Here is a 15,260-nt window from a genome sequence, read left to right as displayed (position 1 = left end):
CAATTATGATTAAACTCTCTACTGTACAACTTGCACAGATTCTTCAAGCTAAATTAATTGGCGATGAAAATGTGCAAGTTGAAGAAATTAATACAGATACTCGAAAAAGCGTATCAAATAGCTTATTTTTTGCTTTAAAAGGCGAAAAATTTGATGCTCATCAATATCTTGATCAAGCGGTGTCACAGGGTGCGCTTGCGCTTGTTGTTCAGCAAGAAAATTCATCCATTTCTGTTCCACAATTGGTGGTTAAGGATACCCGTATTGCCTTGGGTGAACTTGCAAAATGGTTACGTGAGAAAATTAATCCACGTACTGTGGCGATGACCGGCTCTTCTGGTAAAACCACGGTAAAAGAAATGACGGCAAGTATTTTGCAACATACCGCAGCAGATTCAGAAGCGGTACTTTTTACCAATGGTAACTTCAATAACGATATAGGTGTGCCTTTAACTCTACTTCGCTTAACAGAAAAACATCGTTTTGCTGTGATTGAACTTGGTGCAAATCATCAAAATGAAATCAATTACACCACAAAATTAGTTCAACCTAATGCCGCATTGATTAATAATATTGCGCCTGCACATTTAGAGGGGTTTGGTTCTTTAGAGGGCGTAGCACAAGCTAAAGGTGAGATTTATCGTGGTTTAACATTGAATGGCGTGGCGATTATTAACGCAGAACATAACCATTTAGATTGTTGGCAAAAAGAAATCAGTGAACATGAGATTCAATATTTTAACGGTAAAGATTATTCTGCAAAAAATATCCATCATACTGATCAAGGTTCCACTTTTACACTTATTTCCCCACAAGGTGAAATTGAGATTAACTTACCTTACCTTGGTGAACATAATGTAAAAAATGCTTTAGCTGCTACCGCACTAGCGATGAATGTTGGTGCTACGCTTGCCGATGTCAAAGCTGGATTAGAACAACGTTCACAAGTGAAAGGGCGTTTATTTCCTATTCAAGTAACGCCTAATTTATTGTTATTAGATGATACTTATAACGCAAATAAAGATTCTCTCTGTGCGGCTATTGATGTCCTAAAAAGTTATGATGCTTTCCTTATTCTATGTGTCGCAGATATGAAAGAATTGGGCGAAAATTCTCTCGCTATTCATCGTGAAGTTGGACAATATATTAATTTGGTAAATTTAGATTTAGTGTGTTCTTATGGCAATGAAAGTGCGGTTATTTCTGAGGCTGTTTTGGGCAAGCATTTTACGGATAAAACTGAAATGGTGGATTTCTTAGTTCCACTTATTGAAAACCAATTACAACAAAATAAAAAAGTTGTGGTGCTAGGAAAAGGCTCACGCTCAATGAAAATGGAAGATGTGATCTATTCATTAAAGGATAAAATTAAATGTTAGTCTGGCTTGCTGAATATCTTGTTCGTTACGAAACCGCCTTTAATGCGATTTCTTATATTACCGTCCGTGCAATTCTTGCATTATTAACCGCACTTTTTATCTCACTTTGGATTGGTCCTAAAGTGATCAAACGCTTGCAGATCTTAAAATTTGGCCAAGAAGTGCGAAATGATGGCCCTGAAAGTCACTTTGCAAAAAAAGGCACACCCACTATGGGAGGTGTGATGATTTTATTCTCTATTGGCGTAAGTACGTTATTATGGGCAAATCTTGCTAATCCGTATATTTGGGTTTGTTTATTTGTTTTATTTGGATACGGCACAATTGGTTTTGTGGATGATTTCCGCAAAATTACCCGTAAAAATACTGATGGATTGATTGCTCGTTGGAAATATTTCTGGATGTCTGTGGTGGCATTAGTGGCAATCCTTTGGCTTTATTGGCTTGGTCACGACACTGATGCCACCCGTTTAGTGATTCCATTCTTTAAAGACATTATGCCTCAATTAGGTTTGTTCTATATTGTGTTATCTTACTTTGTGATTGTTGGCACGGGTAATGCAGTGAATTTAACCGACGGTTTAGATGGATTAGCGATTATGCCTACTGCGCTTGTTGCAGGTGCGTTTGCTTTAATTGCTTGGGCTACAGGTAACGTGAATTTCGCAGAATATTTGCACATTCCGTATATTAAATACAGTTCTGAAGTAGTGGTGTTCTGTACAGCTATTGTTGGCGCAAGTTTAGGATTTTTATGGTTTAATACTTATCCAGCTCAAGTATTTATGGGGGACGTGGGTTCTCTAGCATTAGGTGGAGCGCTGGGTGTCGTAGCAATTCTTGTTCGTCAGGAATTTTTGCTTGTGATAATGGGTGGCGTATTTGTTGTTGAAGCGCTCTCTGTTATTTTACAAGTAGGGTCTTATAAGTTACGCAAACAACGCATTTTTAGAATGGCACCGATTCATCATCATTTTGAATTGAAAGGATGGCCAGAACCAAGAGTGATTATTCGGTTTTGGATTATTTCCTTAATGTTAGTGTTGATGGGATTAGTCACCTTGAAGTTGCGTTAATAAATGTTGTGAGGTTCGCTCTTTCAGTTTTTGAAAGAGCGAGCTTTTACGTTATAAATTGATATTCCCATCAGCAAAATTTAAAACTTATAGTAATTAAGAAGAAATAAAATGAATGCCTATCAAAACAAAAATATTACGATCATTGGGCTTGGCAAAACAGGTCTTTCTTGTGTGGATTATCTCTTATCCCAACAGGCTAATATTCGTGTGATTGATACTCGAAAAAAGCCTACTGGTATTGATAAACTTCCTCAAAATATCCCTCTTCATACTGGTAGTTTAAATCAGGAATGGTTACTTGAAAGCGATATGATTGTTATTAGCCCAGGGCTTGCGGTAAAAACACCAGAAATTCAAACCGCACTTAAAGCTGGCGTAGAAGTAATCGGTGATATTGAATTATTCTGCCGCGCAGCGACAAAGCCAATTGTGGGAATTACCGGTTCAAATGGAAAAAGTACCGTAACTACTTTAGTTTATGAAATGGCGAAAGCTGCTGGCGTGAAAGTTGGTATGGGTGGAAATATTGGGATTCCTGCTTTGTCATTGTTGAATGAAGATTGTGAACTTTATGTATTAGAGCTTTCTAGTTTTCAGCTTGAGACAACTTATAGCTTAAAAGCTGCGGCTGCGACTGTCTTGAACGTGACTGAAGATCATATGGATCGCTATATGGATTTAGAAGATTATCGCCAAGCAAAATTACGCATTTATCATAATGCTAAAGTAGGTGTGTTGAACAATGAAGATAGGCTGACTTTTGGGGAAAACGAAAATCAAGCGAAACAAATCGTTTCTTTTGCGGAAAATAGTGCGGATTATTGGCTAAAAACTGAAAATGGCAAGCAATATTTAATGGTAAAAGATGAAGTGATTTTACCTTGTGAAGAAGCTACATTGGTTGGTCGCCATAATTATATGAACATTTTGGCAGCAACAGCATTGGCACAAGCTATAGGTATTAATTTAGATTCAATTCGTGCCGCACTTCGCCATTTCAAAGGGTTAGATCATCGTTTTCAATTAGCGCATCAAGCTAATGGCATTCGTTGGATTAATGACTCTAAAGCAACAAATGTGGGGAGTACAGTTGCTGCATTGGCTGGGCTTTATATTGAGGGTAAATTGCATTTGTTGCTAGGCGGAGACGGAAAAGGGGCTGATTTTTCAGAATTAGCTGAATTAATTAATCAACCACACATTATTTGTTATTGTTTTGGTCGAGATGGTGCGCTGCTTGCAAAATTTTCATCACAAAGCTATTTGTTTGAAACAATGGAACAAGCGATAGAATTTTTACGCCCAACATTGCAAAGCGGAGATATGGTATTATTGTCGCCTGCTTGCGCAAGTCTCGATCAGTTTGCTTCTTTTGAAAAACGCGGCGAAGAATTTACGCGTTTAGCTCAATGTTTAGCCTAATTTAGTAACTCACGAAATAAGATGGAATTTTTACAAAATATCAAAAAAAATTACGATGAATGGACACGCATCACACCGCAAGGTTTGTTGTATGATCGTGCACTATTTTGGTTATTTGTTATTTTGCTTTTAATTGGTTTAGTGGCAGTAACATCTGCTTCTATTCCTTATAGCTCTCGTTTATTTAATGATCCTTTTTACTTTGCAAAACGCGACGCTATTTATGTGCTACTTTCTTTGCTCACTTGTTATATTTCATTACAAATTTCTTCTTCGCAATGGGAAAAATGGCACGCTAAAATTTTTTTATTTTCTGTCATATTATTATTGCTTGTCCCTTTTATCGGTACATCGGTTAATGGCGCAAAACGTTGGATTTCATTGGGGATCTTAAACTTTCAACCTGCAGAATTTGCAAAATTGGCTTTGACTTGTTTTTTAGCAAGTTATTTCACTCGTCGTTATGATGAAGTGCGGTCGCGACATGTTAGTATTTTTAAACCATTTATTGTTATGCTTGTATTGGGTTGTTTTCTTTTATTGCAACCTGATTTAGGTAGTACAGTCGTGCTATTTATTATTATGTCTGGGATGCTTTTTATCGTAGGGGCGAAAATTTTACAGTTTGTAGGATTGATAGCATTAGGTGGAATCTTATTCGTTTGGCTAGTATTGACCGCCTCTTATCGGTTAAAGCGATTTATAGGTTTTTTAGAACCCTTTAAAGATCCTTATGGCACTGGTTTCCAATTAACAAACTCTCTTATAGCATTTGGGCGGGGAGAAATTACTGGCGAAGGATTAGGTAATTCAATTCAAAAATTAGATTATCTGCCTGAAGCACATACCGATTTCATTATGGCGATTATCGGCGAAGAATTTGGATTTATCGGTATATTGATTGTTATTCTTTTATTAGGTTTATTAATTTTTCGTGCAATGAAAATTGGACGAGAATCCTTAATGTTAGAACAACGTTTTCGAGGTTTTTTTGCATTAGGTATTGGTTTTTGGATTTTCTTTCAAGGCTTTGTGAATTTAGGTATGGCTCTTGGAATACTACCAACTAAAGGTTTAACCTTTCCACTCGTGAGTTATGGTGGTTCGAGTATTATCATTATGTCCGCCACTATTGGTATTTTATTGCGAATTGATCACGAAAATCGTTTATTTCGTATAGGTCAAGCACGCTTGCGTGATGATTAGAGATAGAAAAGATGAAAAATAAAAAATTATTAGTGATGGCGGGTGGCACTGGCGGTCATGTTTTTCCTGCCATTGCAGTTGCTCAAACTTTACAAAAACAAGAATGGGATATTTGCTGGTTAGGTACGAAAGATAGAATGGAGGCTCAACTTGTACCAAAATATGGTATTCCTATTCGATTTATTCAAATTTCTGGCTTGCGTGGTAAAGGTATAAAAGCTTTGTTAAATGCGCCTTTTGCCATTTTTCGTGCCGTGTTGCAGGCAAAAAAAATTATTCAAGAAGAAAAGCCTGACGCTGTACTTGGTATGGGAGGCTATGTTTCTGGCCCCGCTGGCGTTGCGGCAAAACTTTGTGGTGTACCAATCATTTTACATGAACAAAATGCGATAGCGGGTTTAACGAATAAATTATTAGGTAAAATTGCAACCTGTGTATTGCAGGCATTTCCAACTGCTTTTCCTCATGCTGAAGTAGTAGGAAACCCAGTTCGAGAAGATTTATTTGAGGTGCCAAATCCTGATATTCGTTTCTCGGATCGTGAGGAAAAATTACGTGTCTTAGTGGTTGGTGGTAGTCAAGGAGCGAGAGTGCTTAATCATACTTTACCTAAAGTAGTAGCCCAGCTTGCAGATAAATTAGAGCTTCGTCATCAAGTAGGTAAAGGTGCGGTAGAAGAAGTCAGCCAACTTTATGGCGAGAATTTAGAACAAGTTAAAATAACAGAATTTATTGATAATATGGCAGAGGCTTATGCTTGGGCTGATGTGGTGATTTGCCGTTCTGGCGCATTAACCGTATGTGAAATTGCAGCAGTGGGAGCCGCAGCAATTTTTGTACCCTTCCAACATAAAGATCGCCAACAATATTTAAATGCGAAATATTTATCAGATGTTGGCGCGGCGAAAATTATAGAACAGGCAGATTTAACGCCTGAAATTCTAGTGAATTCTTTAAAAAATTTCACTCGTGAAAATTTATTGCAGATGGCATTGAAAGCGAAAACAATGTCGATGCCTAATGCGGCACAACGTGTAGCTGAAGTAATTAAACAATATTCAAACTAGGGGTTGTGGCGTTTTATAAATAGCCTCAGTCATAAGTATTTTTATATCCAAAAGCGCTAATATTAGAAATAAAAACGTTGCGAATTTTAACCGCACTTTTAGTTGAGTTTTGTCATTGGGAGAAAAGGAAAAATAAATGAAACATTCCCACGAAGAAATTAGAAAAATTATCCCTGAAATGCGCCGTGTACAGCAAATTCATTTCATTGGCATTGGTGGTGCGGGAATGAGCGGCATTGCAGAAATTTTATTAAATGAAGGTTATCAAATTTCAGGTTCAGATATTGCCGATGGCGTAGTCACTCAACGTTTAGCTCAAGCTGGGGCAAAAATCTACATTGGTCATGCAGAAGAACATATTGAAGGTGCCAGTGTTGTTGTTGTGTCTAGTGCGATAAAAGATGATAACCCTGAATTAGTTGCATCGAAACAAAAACGCATTCCAGTGATTCAACGCGCACAAATGTTGGCGGAGATTATGCGTTTTCGTCACGGTATTGCTGTTGCAGGAACACACGGGAAAACGACAACAACAGCAATGATTTCAATGATTTACACCCAGGCTAAACTTGATCCGACTTTTGTAAACGGCGGTTTAGTGAAATCGGCGGGTAAGAATGCACATTTAGGGGCAAGTCGTTATTTAATTGCCGAAGCCGATGAAAGTGATGCGTCGTTTTTGCATTTACAGCCAATGGTATCTGTTGTAACTAATATGGAGCCAGACCATATGGATACTTACGAAGGCGATTTTGAAAAAATGAAAGCCACTTATGTGAAATTCCTGCATAATTTACCATTCTATGGTTTAGCCGTGATGTGCGCTGATGATCCTGTTTTAATGGAACTTGTGCCAAAAGTTGGTCGCCAAGTGATTACATATGGTTTTAGTGAACAGGCAGATTATCGCATTGAAGATTATGAACAAACAGGATTTCAAGGTCATTACACAGTGATTTGCCCAAATAATGAACGTATTAATGTACTGTTAAATGTGCCAGGAAAACATAATGCGTTAAATGCAACGGCTGCACTTGCTATAGCAAAAGAAGAAGGTATTGGCAATGAGGCTATTTTAGAAGCCCTTGCTGATTTCCAAGGTGCAGGTCGTCGCTTTGATCAGTTAGGTGAGTTTATTCGTCCAAATGGTAAAGTACGTTTAGTTGATGACTATGGTCATCACCCAACAGAAGTGGGCGTAACCATTAAAGCAGCGCGAGAAGGCTGGGGAGATAAACGTATTGTAATGATTTTCCAACCGCATCGTTATTCACGCACTCGTGATTTGTTTGATGATTTTGTACAAGTGCTTTCGCAAGTAGACGCTTTGATTATGCTTGATGTGTACGCAGCGGGAGAAGCCCCTATTGTTGGAGCTGATAGTAAATCTCTTTGCCGTTCCATTCGTAATCTTGGTAAAGTTGATCCTATTTTGGTATCAGATATTTCGCAACTAGGCGATGTTCTCGATCAAATTATTCAAGACGGCGATTTGATTTTGGCACAAGGTGCTGGTAGCGTAAGTAAAATTTCTCGTGGCTTGGCTGAATCTTGGAAGAATTAATGCCAGATGGATTGATTGAAAATCTTAGTATTAGAAAAGTATCATCAGTAAGAAGAAAAACAGGATAGAAAATGAACTTAAAACAAGAAAAAATCGCGGTGTTATTAGGCGGCACATCTGCTGAACGTGAAGTTTCTTTCAATTCAGGCAAAGCGGTATTAGAAGCATTATTAAAGCAAGGTTATAATGCACATCCTATTGATCCTAAAGAATACAATGTTGCAAATCTTAAAAAGGATGGCTTTAATCGAGCATTTAATATTTTGCACGGTCGTGGTGGAGAAGATGGCACAATGCAAGGTTTATTAGAGCAAATTGGTTTGCCTTATACGGGGTGTGGCGTGATGGCTTCTGCATTAACGATGGACAAAATGCGTACAAAAATGTTGTGGAAAGCTTTTGGTTTACCTGTTGCAGATATGAAAGTGGTTACCCGAGAAACTTTTTCTGAATTGGATCCTCAGGCTGTTGTGGCAAAATTAGGCTTACCATTAATGGTTAAACCCTCTTTAGAAGGCTCTAGCGTTGGCTTAACGAAAGTAAAAGCGGTAGAAGAGTTAAAAAGTGCGGTGGAATATGCGCTTAAATTTGATAATACCATTCTAATTGAAGAGTGGTTAGCTGGCGATGAATTAACTGTGCCTGTGCTTGACAATCAAGTATTACCCGCAATTCGTATTGTTCCAGAGGGCGAATTTTATGATTATGAAGCGAAGTATATTTCTGATAATACGCAATATTTCTGCCCAGCAGGTTTAACGCCTGAACGCGAGCAAGAGTTAGCGATACTAGTAAAACGCGCTTATGATGCAGTGGGATGTCGTGGTTGGAGTCGTATTGATGTAATGTGTGATGCAAAAGGTAATTTCCGTTTGGTTGAGGTTAATACTAACCCTGGAATGACGAGCCATAGTTTATTCCCAAAATCTGCAGCGACAGTAGGTATTTCTTTTGAGCAACTCGTCGTGAAAATTTTGGAGTTGAGCCTGTAATGAACATTCTGAAAAGAAAAACGCCACAGAATATTCGTTTTGGAGAACAAAAGCCTAAATATTATTTTCATATTCGGGCTTTTGCGGTATTGCTTGGTGTCTTTTTTTTACTTGGTGTTTATTTTAATTGGCAAAGCATTTTAGAAAAAATGGATGATAAGCCGATTAGCGCATTTGCACTTGTTGGACAAAATACCTTTACTACTGCTGATGATATTAAAGAAAGCCTATTAAAAATGGGCGAATTAAAAGGATTTTGGGGGCAAGATGTGGCACCGATTCAAGAGCAAATTGAGGCTTTACCTTGGGTTAAAGGTGCAATAGTAAGAAAAATGTGGCCAAATCGTTTAAGTATTTGGGTATCAGAATATCAACCCGTTGCGTTTTGGAATCAAAATCAATTTGTTACCCTTGATGGTATCGTTTTTCAGCTTCCTTCTGTACGTTTAACTGCAAAAAATTTGCCCTATTTGGGCGGGCCCGATTATCAGAGTTTGAAAGTAATTGAGACGTGGAACCAAATTTATATTAATTTAAAATCAAATAATATAATGGCAAAGGGAATTAATATTGATGATCGCGGTGCGTGGCAGGTCCAGCTTGATAATGATATTGTGCTAAAATTAGGTCGTGGCGATTGGAAATCAAAACTTGAGCGATTTGTCACAATTTATCCGCAAATTGATGTGCCAGAAAACAAAAAAATAGATTATATAGATTTAAGATATACGGCAGGTGCAGCTGTAGGTATGGTTGATAGATAAAAATAACTGGGTGCGAAAATGGTTAAAGGTGTGGAAACAAAAACAATAGTAGGTTTAGAGGTTGGCACGTCAAAAGTGGTCGCTGTAGTTGGCGAAGTATTTCCTGATGGTGTAGTGAATGTGCTTGGTGTAGGCAGTTGTCCTTCAAAAGGGATTGATCGTGGCAGCATCACTGATTTTGGTGCCGTGGTGGGTTCGATTCAACGTGCTATTGAAGCGGCAGAATCTATGGCTGATTGTCAGATTATGAGTGTGACTTTAGCCATTACTGGAGAGCATATTCAAAGCCTCAATGAAAGTGGTTTTGTGCCGATAGCAGAAAGTGAAGTAACACAAGAGGAAATCGATTCCGCACTTCATACAGCAAGCTCAATAAAATTGCCAGAAGGATTATCTTTATTGCATGTTATTCCACAAGAATACGCTGTTGATGGTCAGATGAACATTAAAAATCCATTAGGATTAGAAGGCGTGCGTTTAAAAGCACAAGTACATTTGATCGCTTGTCATCAAGATTGGCAAAATAACTTAAAAAAAGCCGTTGAACGTTGTGGATTGCAAGTGGATAAAGTGGTTTTCTCTGGTTTTGCAGCAACACATTCTGTGCTAACTGAGGGTGACAAAGATCACGGCGTGTGTTTAATTGATTTTGGTGCTGGCACAATGAACGTGATGGTTTATACGAATGGCGCATTACGTTTTAGCAAGGTAATTCCTTACGCAGGAAATATTGTGACAAATGATATTGCACACGCTTGTACAATTTCGCGAGCAGAAGCAGAACGGATCAAAGTGAACTATGCTAGTGCATTTTACCCAGCTCGCTTGCACGGAGATAAAAAAATTGAGGTGGCAAGTATTGGCGGTCGTGCACCTCGTTCATTAACAAAAAGTGATTTATCTTTAATTACATCAGCTCGTTATACGGAGCTTTTAGGCGTGGTAAAAGATGAATTAGATAAGTTAAAAGCTGAATTAGAAGCAAAACATATTAAATTTGAATTAATTGCAGGTGTGGTAATAACTGGTGGTGGAGCGCAGATTGAAGATCTTAAAGAATGCGCTTCAAATGTTTTCCATTGTCAGGTGCATATTGCGAGTCCATTAAATATTACTGGTTTGACTGATTACGTGAATCGTCCACAATATTCAACGGTGGTGGGACTATTGCAATATAATTACAGTAATAGTGATGATGATTTAATTTCAGGAAGTGATGATTCTGAAGGAACTTTCTTTGAATCTATTTGGCAAGGAGTAAAAAAAATTGTCAATAAAGTGCGGTCAGAATTTTGATTATTTTAATTTTTCATCTACAATAAAGGGAATTTATATTTTATATATTTAGTCAGCTTATCTGGCAGTAACGGAGAACATCAATGCTATACCCAGAGTACCCTGAGTACGATAATTTTAACGAATCCGGCGCACTGATCAAAGTCGTAGGTGTAGGCGGTGGCGGTGGCAATGCCGTAAACCATATGGTAATGAATATGGTAAAACAAGAAATGGGCGGAACCTTTGTTGGCGAAAGTTCATTAACATCAGAGGAACACGGTCGCATAGTATTTTATGCCGTCAATACTGATGCTCAAGCATTGCGTAAAAGTCAAGTTCAACAGACCGTACAAATTGGTGGAGAAACAACCAAAGGTTTAGGTGCTGGGGCAAATCCGAATATTGGTCGTAAGGCAGCTGAAGATGATCAGGATGAAATCCGCAAAATGCTTGAAGGTGCCGATATGGTCTTTATTGCAGCAGGTATGGGCGGCGGCACAGGTACGGGTGCGGCACCTGTTGTTGCTAAAATTGCTAAAGAACTCGGTATTTTGACTGTTGCTGTAGTGACTAAACCTTTTGCCTTTGAAGGTAAAAAACGTATGCAATTTGCAGAGCTTGGTATTAAAGATTTATCCCAATATGTTGATTCAATGATTATTATTCCGAATCAACAAATCCAAAAAGTTCTCCCTAAAAATGCTAAATTAATTGATGCTTTTGCTGCTGCAAACGACGTATTGCGTAATTCTGTAATGGGAATTTCAGATATGATTACCTCTCCTGGTTTAATTAACGTGGACTTCGCTGATGTAAGAACGGTAATGTCAGTTCAAGGGCAAGCTATGATTGGTTTTGGTTCAGCTGTGGGAGAACCCGGTGCAGGTAGAGCAGAAGAGGCAGCTCGTCTTGCAGTACGCAATGATCTTCTAGAAAAAATCGATCTTTCTAACGCTCAAGGAATTTTAGTTAATATTACTGCTGGAATGGATTTAGTTTTTGAAGAGTTTAACATTATAGGTGAGACAATAGGTAGTTTTGCTTCTGAAGAAGCGACAGTTGTTGTTGGTACGAGTTTAGTGCCTGAGATGAGCGATGAAATTCGTGTAACTATTGTGGCAACTGGTCTCGGTGAAATTGCAGGAAATGAACCAATTCAGGTTGTTCGTCAAGGGCTTTCTACGCAGAATATTGAAGGTGAAGGACGTGTAAACATTGTTCCTGAACTTCATCGTCGTGAATCTGTTGAGGTGTCAAGAACTGCATCAGAAGAATATCAACGGCCGTTAGATAAACCGATTACAGATCGCTTGGAAGCATTTAAGAAAAATAATTTCTTTAATCCTGCACAGCGTGAAGAAAATTAATAAGTTTCAGAAAATACCTAGTAAATGAAGGTAGTAGAATGATTAAACAAAGAACATTAAAACAAAGTATTAAAGTTACAGGCGTTGGCTTGCATAGCGGTGAAAAAGTGACATTAACCTTGCGCCCAGCTATGCCAAACACTGGTGTTGTTTATTATCGTACAGATTTAAACCCTGAGGTGGCATTCCCCACTGATCCTAATTCAGTGCGTGATACAATGCTTTGTACCGCACTAATTAATGAACAAGGTGTGCGTATTTCTACCGTCGAGCATTTAAATGCAGCTTTGGCAGGGCTTGGTATTGATAATATTATTATTGAAGTTGATGCCCCTGAAATTCCAATTATGGATGGTAGTGCTAGTCCGTTTATCTATTTGTTGTTAGATGCAGGAATTGAAGAACAAAATGCAGCGAAAAAATTTATTCGTATTAAGGAATATGTTCGAGTTGAAGATGGCGATAAATGGGCTGAATTTAAGCCTTACAATGGTTTTCGTTTAGATTTTACTATTGATTTTGACCATCCTGCTATTGGCAAAGATGTACGTAACTATGAAATGAATTTTTCTGCCCAAGCATTTGTTCATCAAATTAGCCGAGCAAGAACTTTTGGCTTTATGAAAGATATTGAATATCTTCAATCTCAAGGTTTAGCATTAGGTGGTAGCCTTGATAATGCGATTGTTCTTGATGATTATAGAATTTTAAATGAAGATGGTTTACGTTTTAAAGATGAACTTGTTCGTCATAAAATGTTAGACGCAATTGGTGATCTTTATATGGCTGGTTATAACATTATCGGTGATTTTAAAGCCTATAAATCAGGTCACGGTTTAAATAACAAGTTACTTCGTGCTGTTTTAGCAAATCAAGAAGCGTGGGAATTTGTAACCTTTGAAGATAAAGAGCAAGTGCCACAAGGGTATGTAGCTCCAGCGCAAGTGCTTATTTAATTGTTTTATTGTTGAAAAAGCTATATTTCTGGTGGGAAGTATAGCTTTTTTATTTCATCTCGTGCTTAAATAGCGAATGTACTAAAAGTGCGGTCAATTTCGTGGGATTTTTTATAAGGAAGCATTATGGCATTAGAATTATCTGACATTCGCCAACAAATTACGCAAATAGATCGTAGTTTATTAAAATTACTTTCTGAGCGTCATCGTTTAGCTTTCGATGTAGTGAGAAGTAAAGAGATCTCGCAAAAATCTTTACGTGATGTAGAGCGAGAACAGCAACTTTTACAAGAACTAGTGCAATTTGCAGAAAATGAAAATTATCAGCTTGAAGCACAATATATCACTTCAATTTTCCAAAAAATCATTGAAGACTCGGTATTGACCCAGCAAGTCTATTTGCAAAATAAACTTAATGAACAACGTAATCAAAATTTACATATCGCTTTTTTAGGTAAACGTGGTTCTTATTCTAATTTAGCTGCACGTAATTATGCTGCTCGTTATCAAAAACAATTTGTAGAACTAGGATGTCAGTCTTTTGAGCAAGTATTTGAAAAAGTTCAGACTGGAGAAGCTGACTTTGGTGTGTTACCTTTAGAAAATACAACATCGGGTGCAATTAATGAAGTTTATGATTTACTTCAGCATACTGATTTATCATTAGTGGGAGAGTTGGCATATCCAATCAAACATTGCGTACTTGTCAATGATAAGACAGATTTGAACCAAATTGATACGTTGTATAGTCATCCTCAAGTGATTCAACAATGTAGTCAATTTATTCATAGCCTTGATCGCGTGCATATTGAATATTGCGAAAGTAGTTCACACGCAATGCAATTAGTCGCAAGTTTGAATAAACCTAATATTGCAGCATTGGGCAATGAAGACGGTGGAAAATTGTATGGACTTAGTGTATTAAAAACTAATATTGCTAATCAAGAGAACAATATTACGCGTTTTATTGTGGTGGCTAAAGAGCCTCGCGAAGTTTCATCACAGATTCCCACAAAGACCTTATTATTAATGACAACTTCACAGCAAGCTGGTGCGTTAGTGGATGCTTTATTGGTGTTTAAAAAGCATCAAATCAATATGACAAAACTGGAATCTCGACCGATTTATGGTAAGCCTTGGGAAGAAATGTTTTATCTAGAAATTGAAGCAAATATTCATCATCCAGATACGAAACAGGCTTTGGAAGAACTAAAAAATTATAGTAATTACTTAAAGATTTTAGGCTGTTATCCTAGTGAGATTGTAAAGCCTGTGAGCGTGTAAAAAAAGTGCGGTCAATAAAAATAATGTTTTTATGACCGCACTTTTTATATTTTTTTGTTCCGTTCTAAAGATTTATGTTGAATTTTTACCGTTTTTCCTTTGGCTTGAAAATATTCGCCTAATTGCTGGGCAATATAAACGGAGCGATGTTTTCCCCCAGTACATCCGATGGCAATGGTTAAATAGCTACGGTTATTTTTTTCTAACATCGGCAACCAAGTATCAATGTAATGACGAGTGAGATAAATAAATTCATTGACTTCTGTATGACTATTTAGAAATTCTGCGACAGGGGCTTCTAATCCAGTCATTGGACGTAATGTTGGATCCCAATGGGGGTTAGGTAAAAATCGTACATCGAAAACATAATCCGCATCTAAAGGAAGCCCATATTTAAAACCAAAAGATTCAACAATAATTTTTAATTCTTTTTCACTATTACCGCGTAAAAATTCGTGTAATCGCTCTGCAAGACTATGCGTAGAAAGATGGGTGGTATCAAGAATAAGATTTGCGTGTTGAATCAATGGTTCAAGATAGCAATATTCTTCATCAATTGCGGCTTCAAGAGATAAATCTTTTAATGAAAGCGGGTGCAAACGGCGTGAATCGCTATATCGGCGAATTAGGGTGGCACGATCAGCCTCTAAGAAAATGATTTTAATCTGATGATGCTTTTGTAATGTTGAAATGGTTTGCTCAAGAGAATTAGCGGAGTTTGGAATATTACGAATATCAAGACTGATGGCGACAGATGATTGGGATTGAGACAGAATATCAGTCAATTGAGGAAGCAAATCTAAAGGAATATTATCAACACAGTAATATCCTGTATCTTCTAATGCTCGTAAGGCTACAGATTTTCCTGCGCCAGAACGTCCACTAATAATGATAATTTCCAT

At 37.6% G+C, this 15,260-nt stretch carries 13 protein-coding genes; 12 read left to right on the top strand and 1 reads right to left on the bottom strand.

What is annotated here, in order from left to right; translation table 11 throughout:
* The first annotated feature begins 5 nt into the window (after nucleotides 1-5).
* The 12 genes from murF to pheA all read left to right on the top strand — a co-directional run bounded on the left by murF (nucleotide 6) and on the right by pheA (nucleotide 14,358).
* Entirely contained in the window at nucleotides 6-1,379 is a 1,374-nt protein-coding gene (murF, locus tag HMPREF2813_RS03665) for a UDP-N-acetylmuramoyl-tripeptide--D-alanyl-D-alanine ligase (RefSeq protein WP_042602008.1), read from the top strand.
* The gene (mraY, locus tag HMPREF2813_RS03660) at nucleotides 1,373-2,455 is read left to right on the top strand and encodes a phospho-N-acetylmuramoyl-pentapeptide-transferase (protein WP_005661304.1); all 1,083 of its coding nucleotides are present in this window, start codon (nucleotides 1,373-1,375) and stop codon (nucleotides 2,453-2,455) included. Before murF ends, mraY begins: the two co-directional genes overlap by 7 nt.
* A gap of 111 nt (nucleotides 2,456-2,566) precedes the next feature.
* Nucleotides 2,567-3,880: a UDP-N-acetylmuramoyl-L-alanine--D-glutamate ligase gene (murD, locus tag HMPREF2813_RS03655; protein ID WP_042602010.1), complete on the top strand. Its 1,314-nt coding sequence runs from the start codon at nucleotides 2,567-2,569 to the stop codon at nucleotides 3,878-3,880.
* Nucleotides 3,881-3,901: 21 nt separating this feature from the next.
* A complete protein-coding gene (gene ftsW, locus HMPREF2813_RS03650) occupies nucleotides 3,902-5,086 on the top strand; it encodes a putative lipid II flippase FtsW (RefSeq protein WP_005651826.1) in 1,185 nt (394 codons plus the stop codon).
* Nucleotides 5,087-5,097: 11 nt separating this feature from the next.
* Nucleotides 5,098-6,153, top strand: coding sequence for an undecaprenyldiphospho-muramoylpentapeptide beta-N-acetylglucosaminyltransferase (murG, locus tag HMPREF2813_RS03645; RefSeq protein ID WP_038440024.1), 1,056 nt, complete (start codon nucleotides 5,098-5,100; stop codon nucleotides 6,151-6,153).
* 136 nt (nucleotides 6,154-6,289) lie between these two features.
* Nucleotides 6,290-7,717 (top strand): UDP-N-acetylmuramate--L-alanine ligase, encoded by a 1,428-nt coding sequence (gene murC, locus HMPREF2813_RS03640; protein WP_042602013.1) that lies wholly within the window; start codon nucleotides 6,290-6,292, stop codon nucleotides 7,715-7,717.
* Between the two features lie 71 nt (nucleotides 7,718-7,788).
* Nucleotides 7,789-8,709: a D-alanine--D-alanine ligase gene (locus HMPREF2813_RS03635; protein ID WP_020910127.1), complete on the top strand. Its 921-nt coding sequence runs from the start codon at nucleotides 7,789-7,791 to the stop codon at nucleotides 8,707-8,709.
* A complete protein-coding gene (locus HMPREF2813_RS03630; RefSeq protein WP_005693455.1) occupies nucleotides 8,709-9,473 on the top strand; it encodes a cell division protein FtsQ/DivIB in 765 nt (254 codons plus the stop codon). The genes HMPREF2813_RS03635 and HMPREF2813_RS03630 overlap by 1 nt, the downstream gene beginning before the upstream one ends.
* Nucleotides 9,474-9,491: 18 nt before the next feature.
* Nucleotides 9,492-10,769, top strand: a complete 1,278-nt coding sequence (gene ftsA / locus HMPREF2813_RS03625; RefSeq protein ID WP_042602015.1) for a cell division protein FtsA — start codon at nucleotides 9,492-9,494, stop codon at nucleotides 10,767-10,769.
* An 83-nt stretch (nucleotides 10,770-10,852) separates the two neighbouring features.
* Nucleotides 10,853-12,118, top strand: a complete 1,266-nt coding sequence (gene ftsZ, locus HMPREF2813_RS03620; protein WP_005647572.1) for a cell division protein FtsZ — start codon at nucleotides 10,853-10,855, stop codon at nucleotides 12,116-12,118.
* A 38-nt stretch (nucleotides 12,119-12,156) separates the two neighbouring features.
* Nucleotides 12,157-13,074, top strand: coding sequence for a UDP-3-O-acyl-N-acetylglucosamine deacetylase (gene lpxC, locus HMPREF2813_RS03615; protein WP_042602017.1), 918 nt, complete (start codon nucleotides 12,157-12,159; stop codon nucleotides 13,072-13,074).
* A gap of 126 nt (nucleotides 13,075-13,200) precedes the next feature.
* Nucleotides 13,201-14,358 carry a prephenate dehydratase gene (gene pheA / locus HMPREF2813_RS03610; protein ID WP_005647570.1) on the top strand — a complete coding sequence of 386 codons (1,158 nt, stop codon included), beginning with the start codon at nucleotides 13,201-13,203 and terminating at the stop codon, nucleotides 14,356-14,358.
* A 44-nt stretch (nucleotides 14,359-14,402) separates the two neighbouring features.
* Here the strand turns inward: pheA and rapZ are convergent, their stop codons facing one another.
* Nucleotides 14,403-15,260, bottom strand: coding sequence for an RNase adapter RapZ (gene rapZ / locus HMPREF2813_RS03605; protein ID WP_042600811.1), 858 nt, complete (start codon nucleotides 15,258-15,260; stop codon nucleotides 14,403-14,405).

The organism is Haemophilus sp. HMSC066A11, from assembly GCF_001811665.1.
GTDB lineage: Bacteria > Pseudomonadota > Gammaproteobacteria > Enterobacterales > Pasteurellaceae > Haemophilus > Haemophilus influenzae.
Note: the sequence above shows the minus strand (reverse complement) of the source record. Positions and strands in the feature narration are given on the sequence as shown.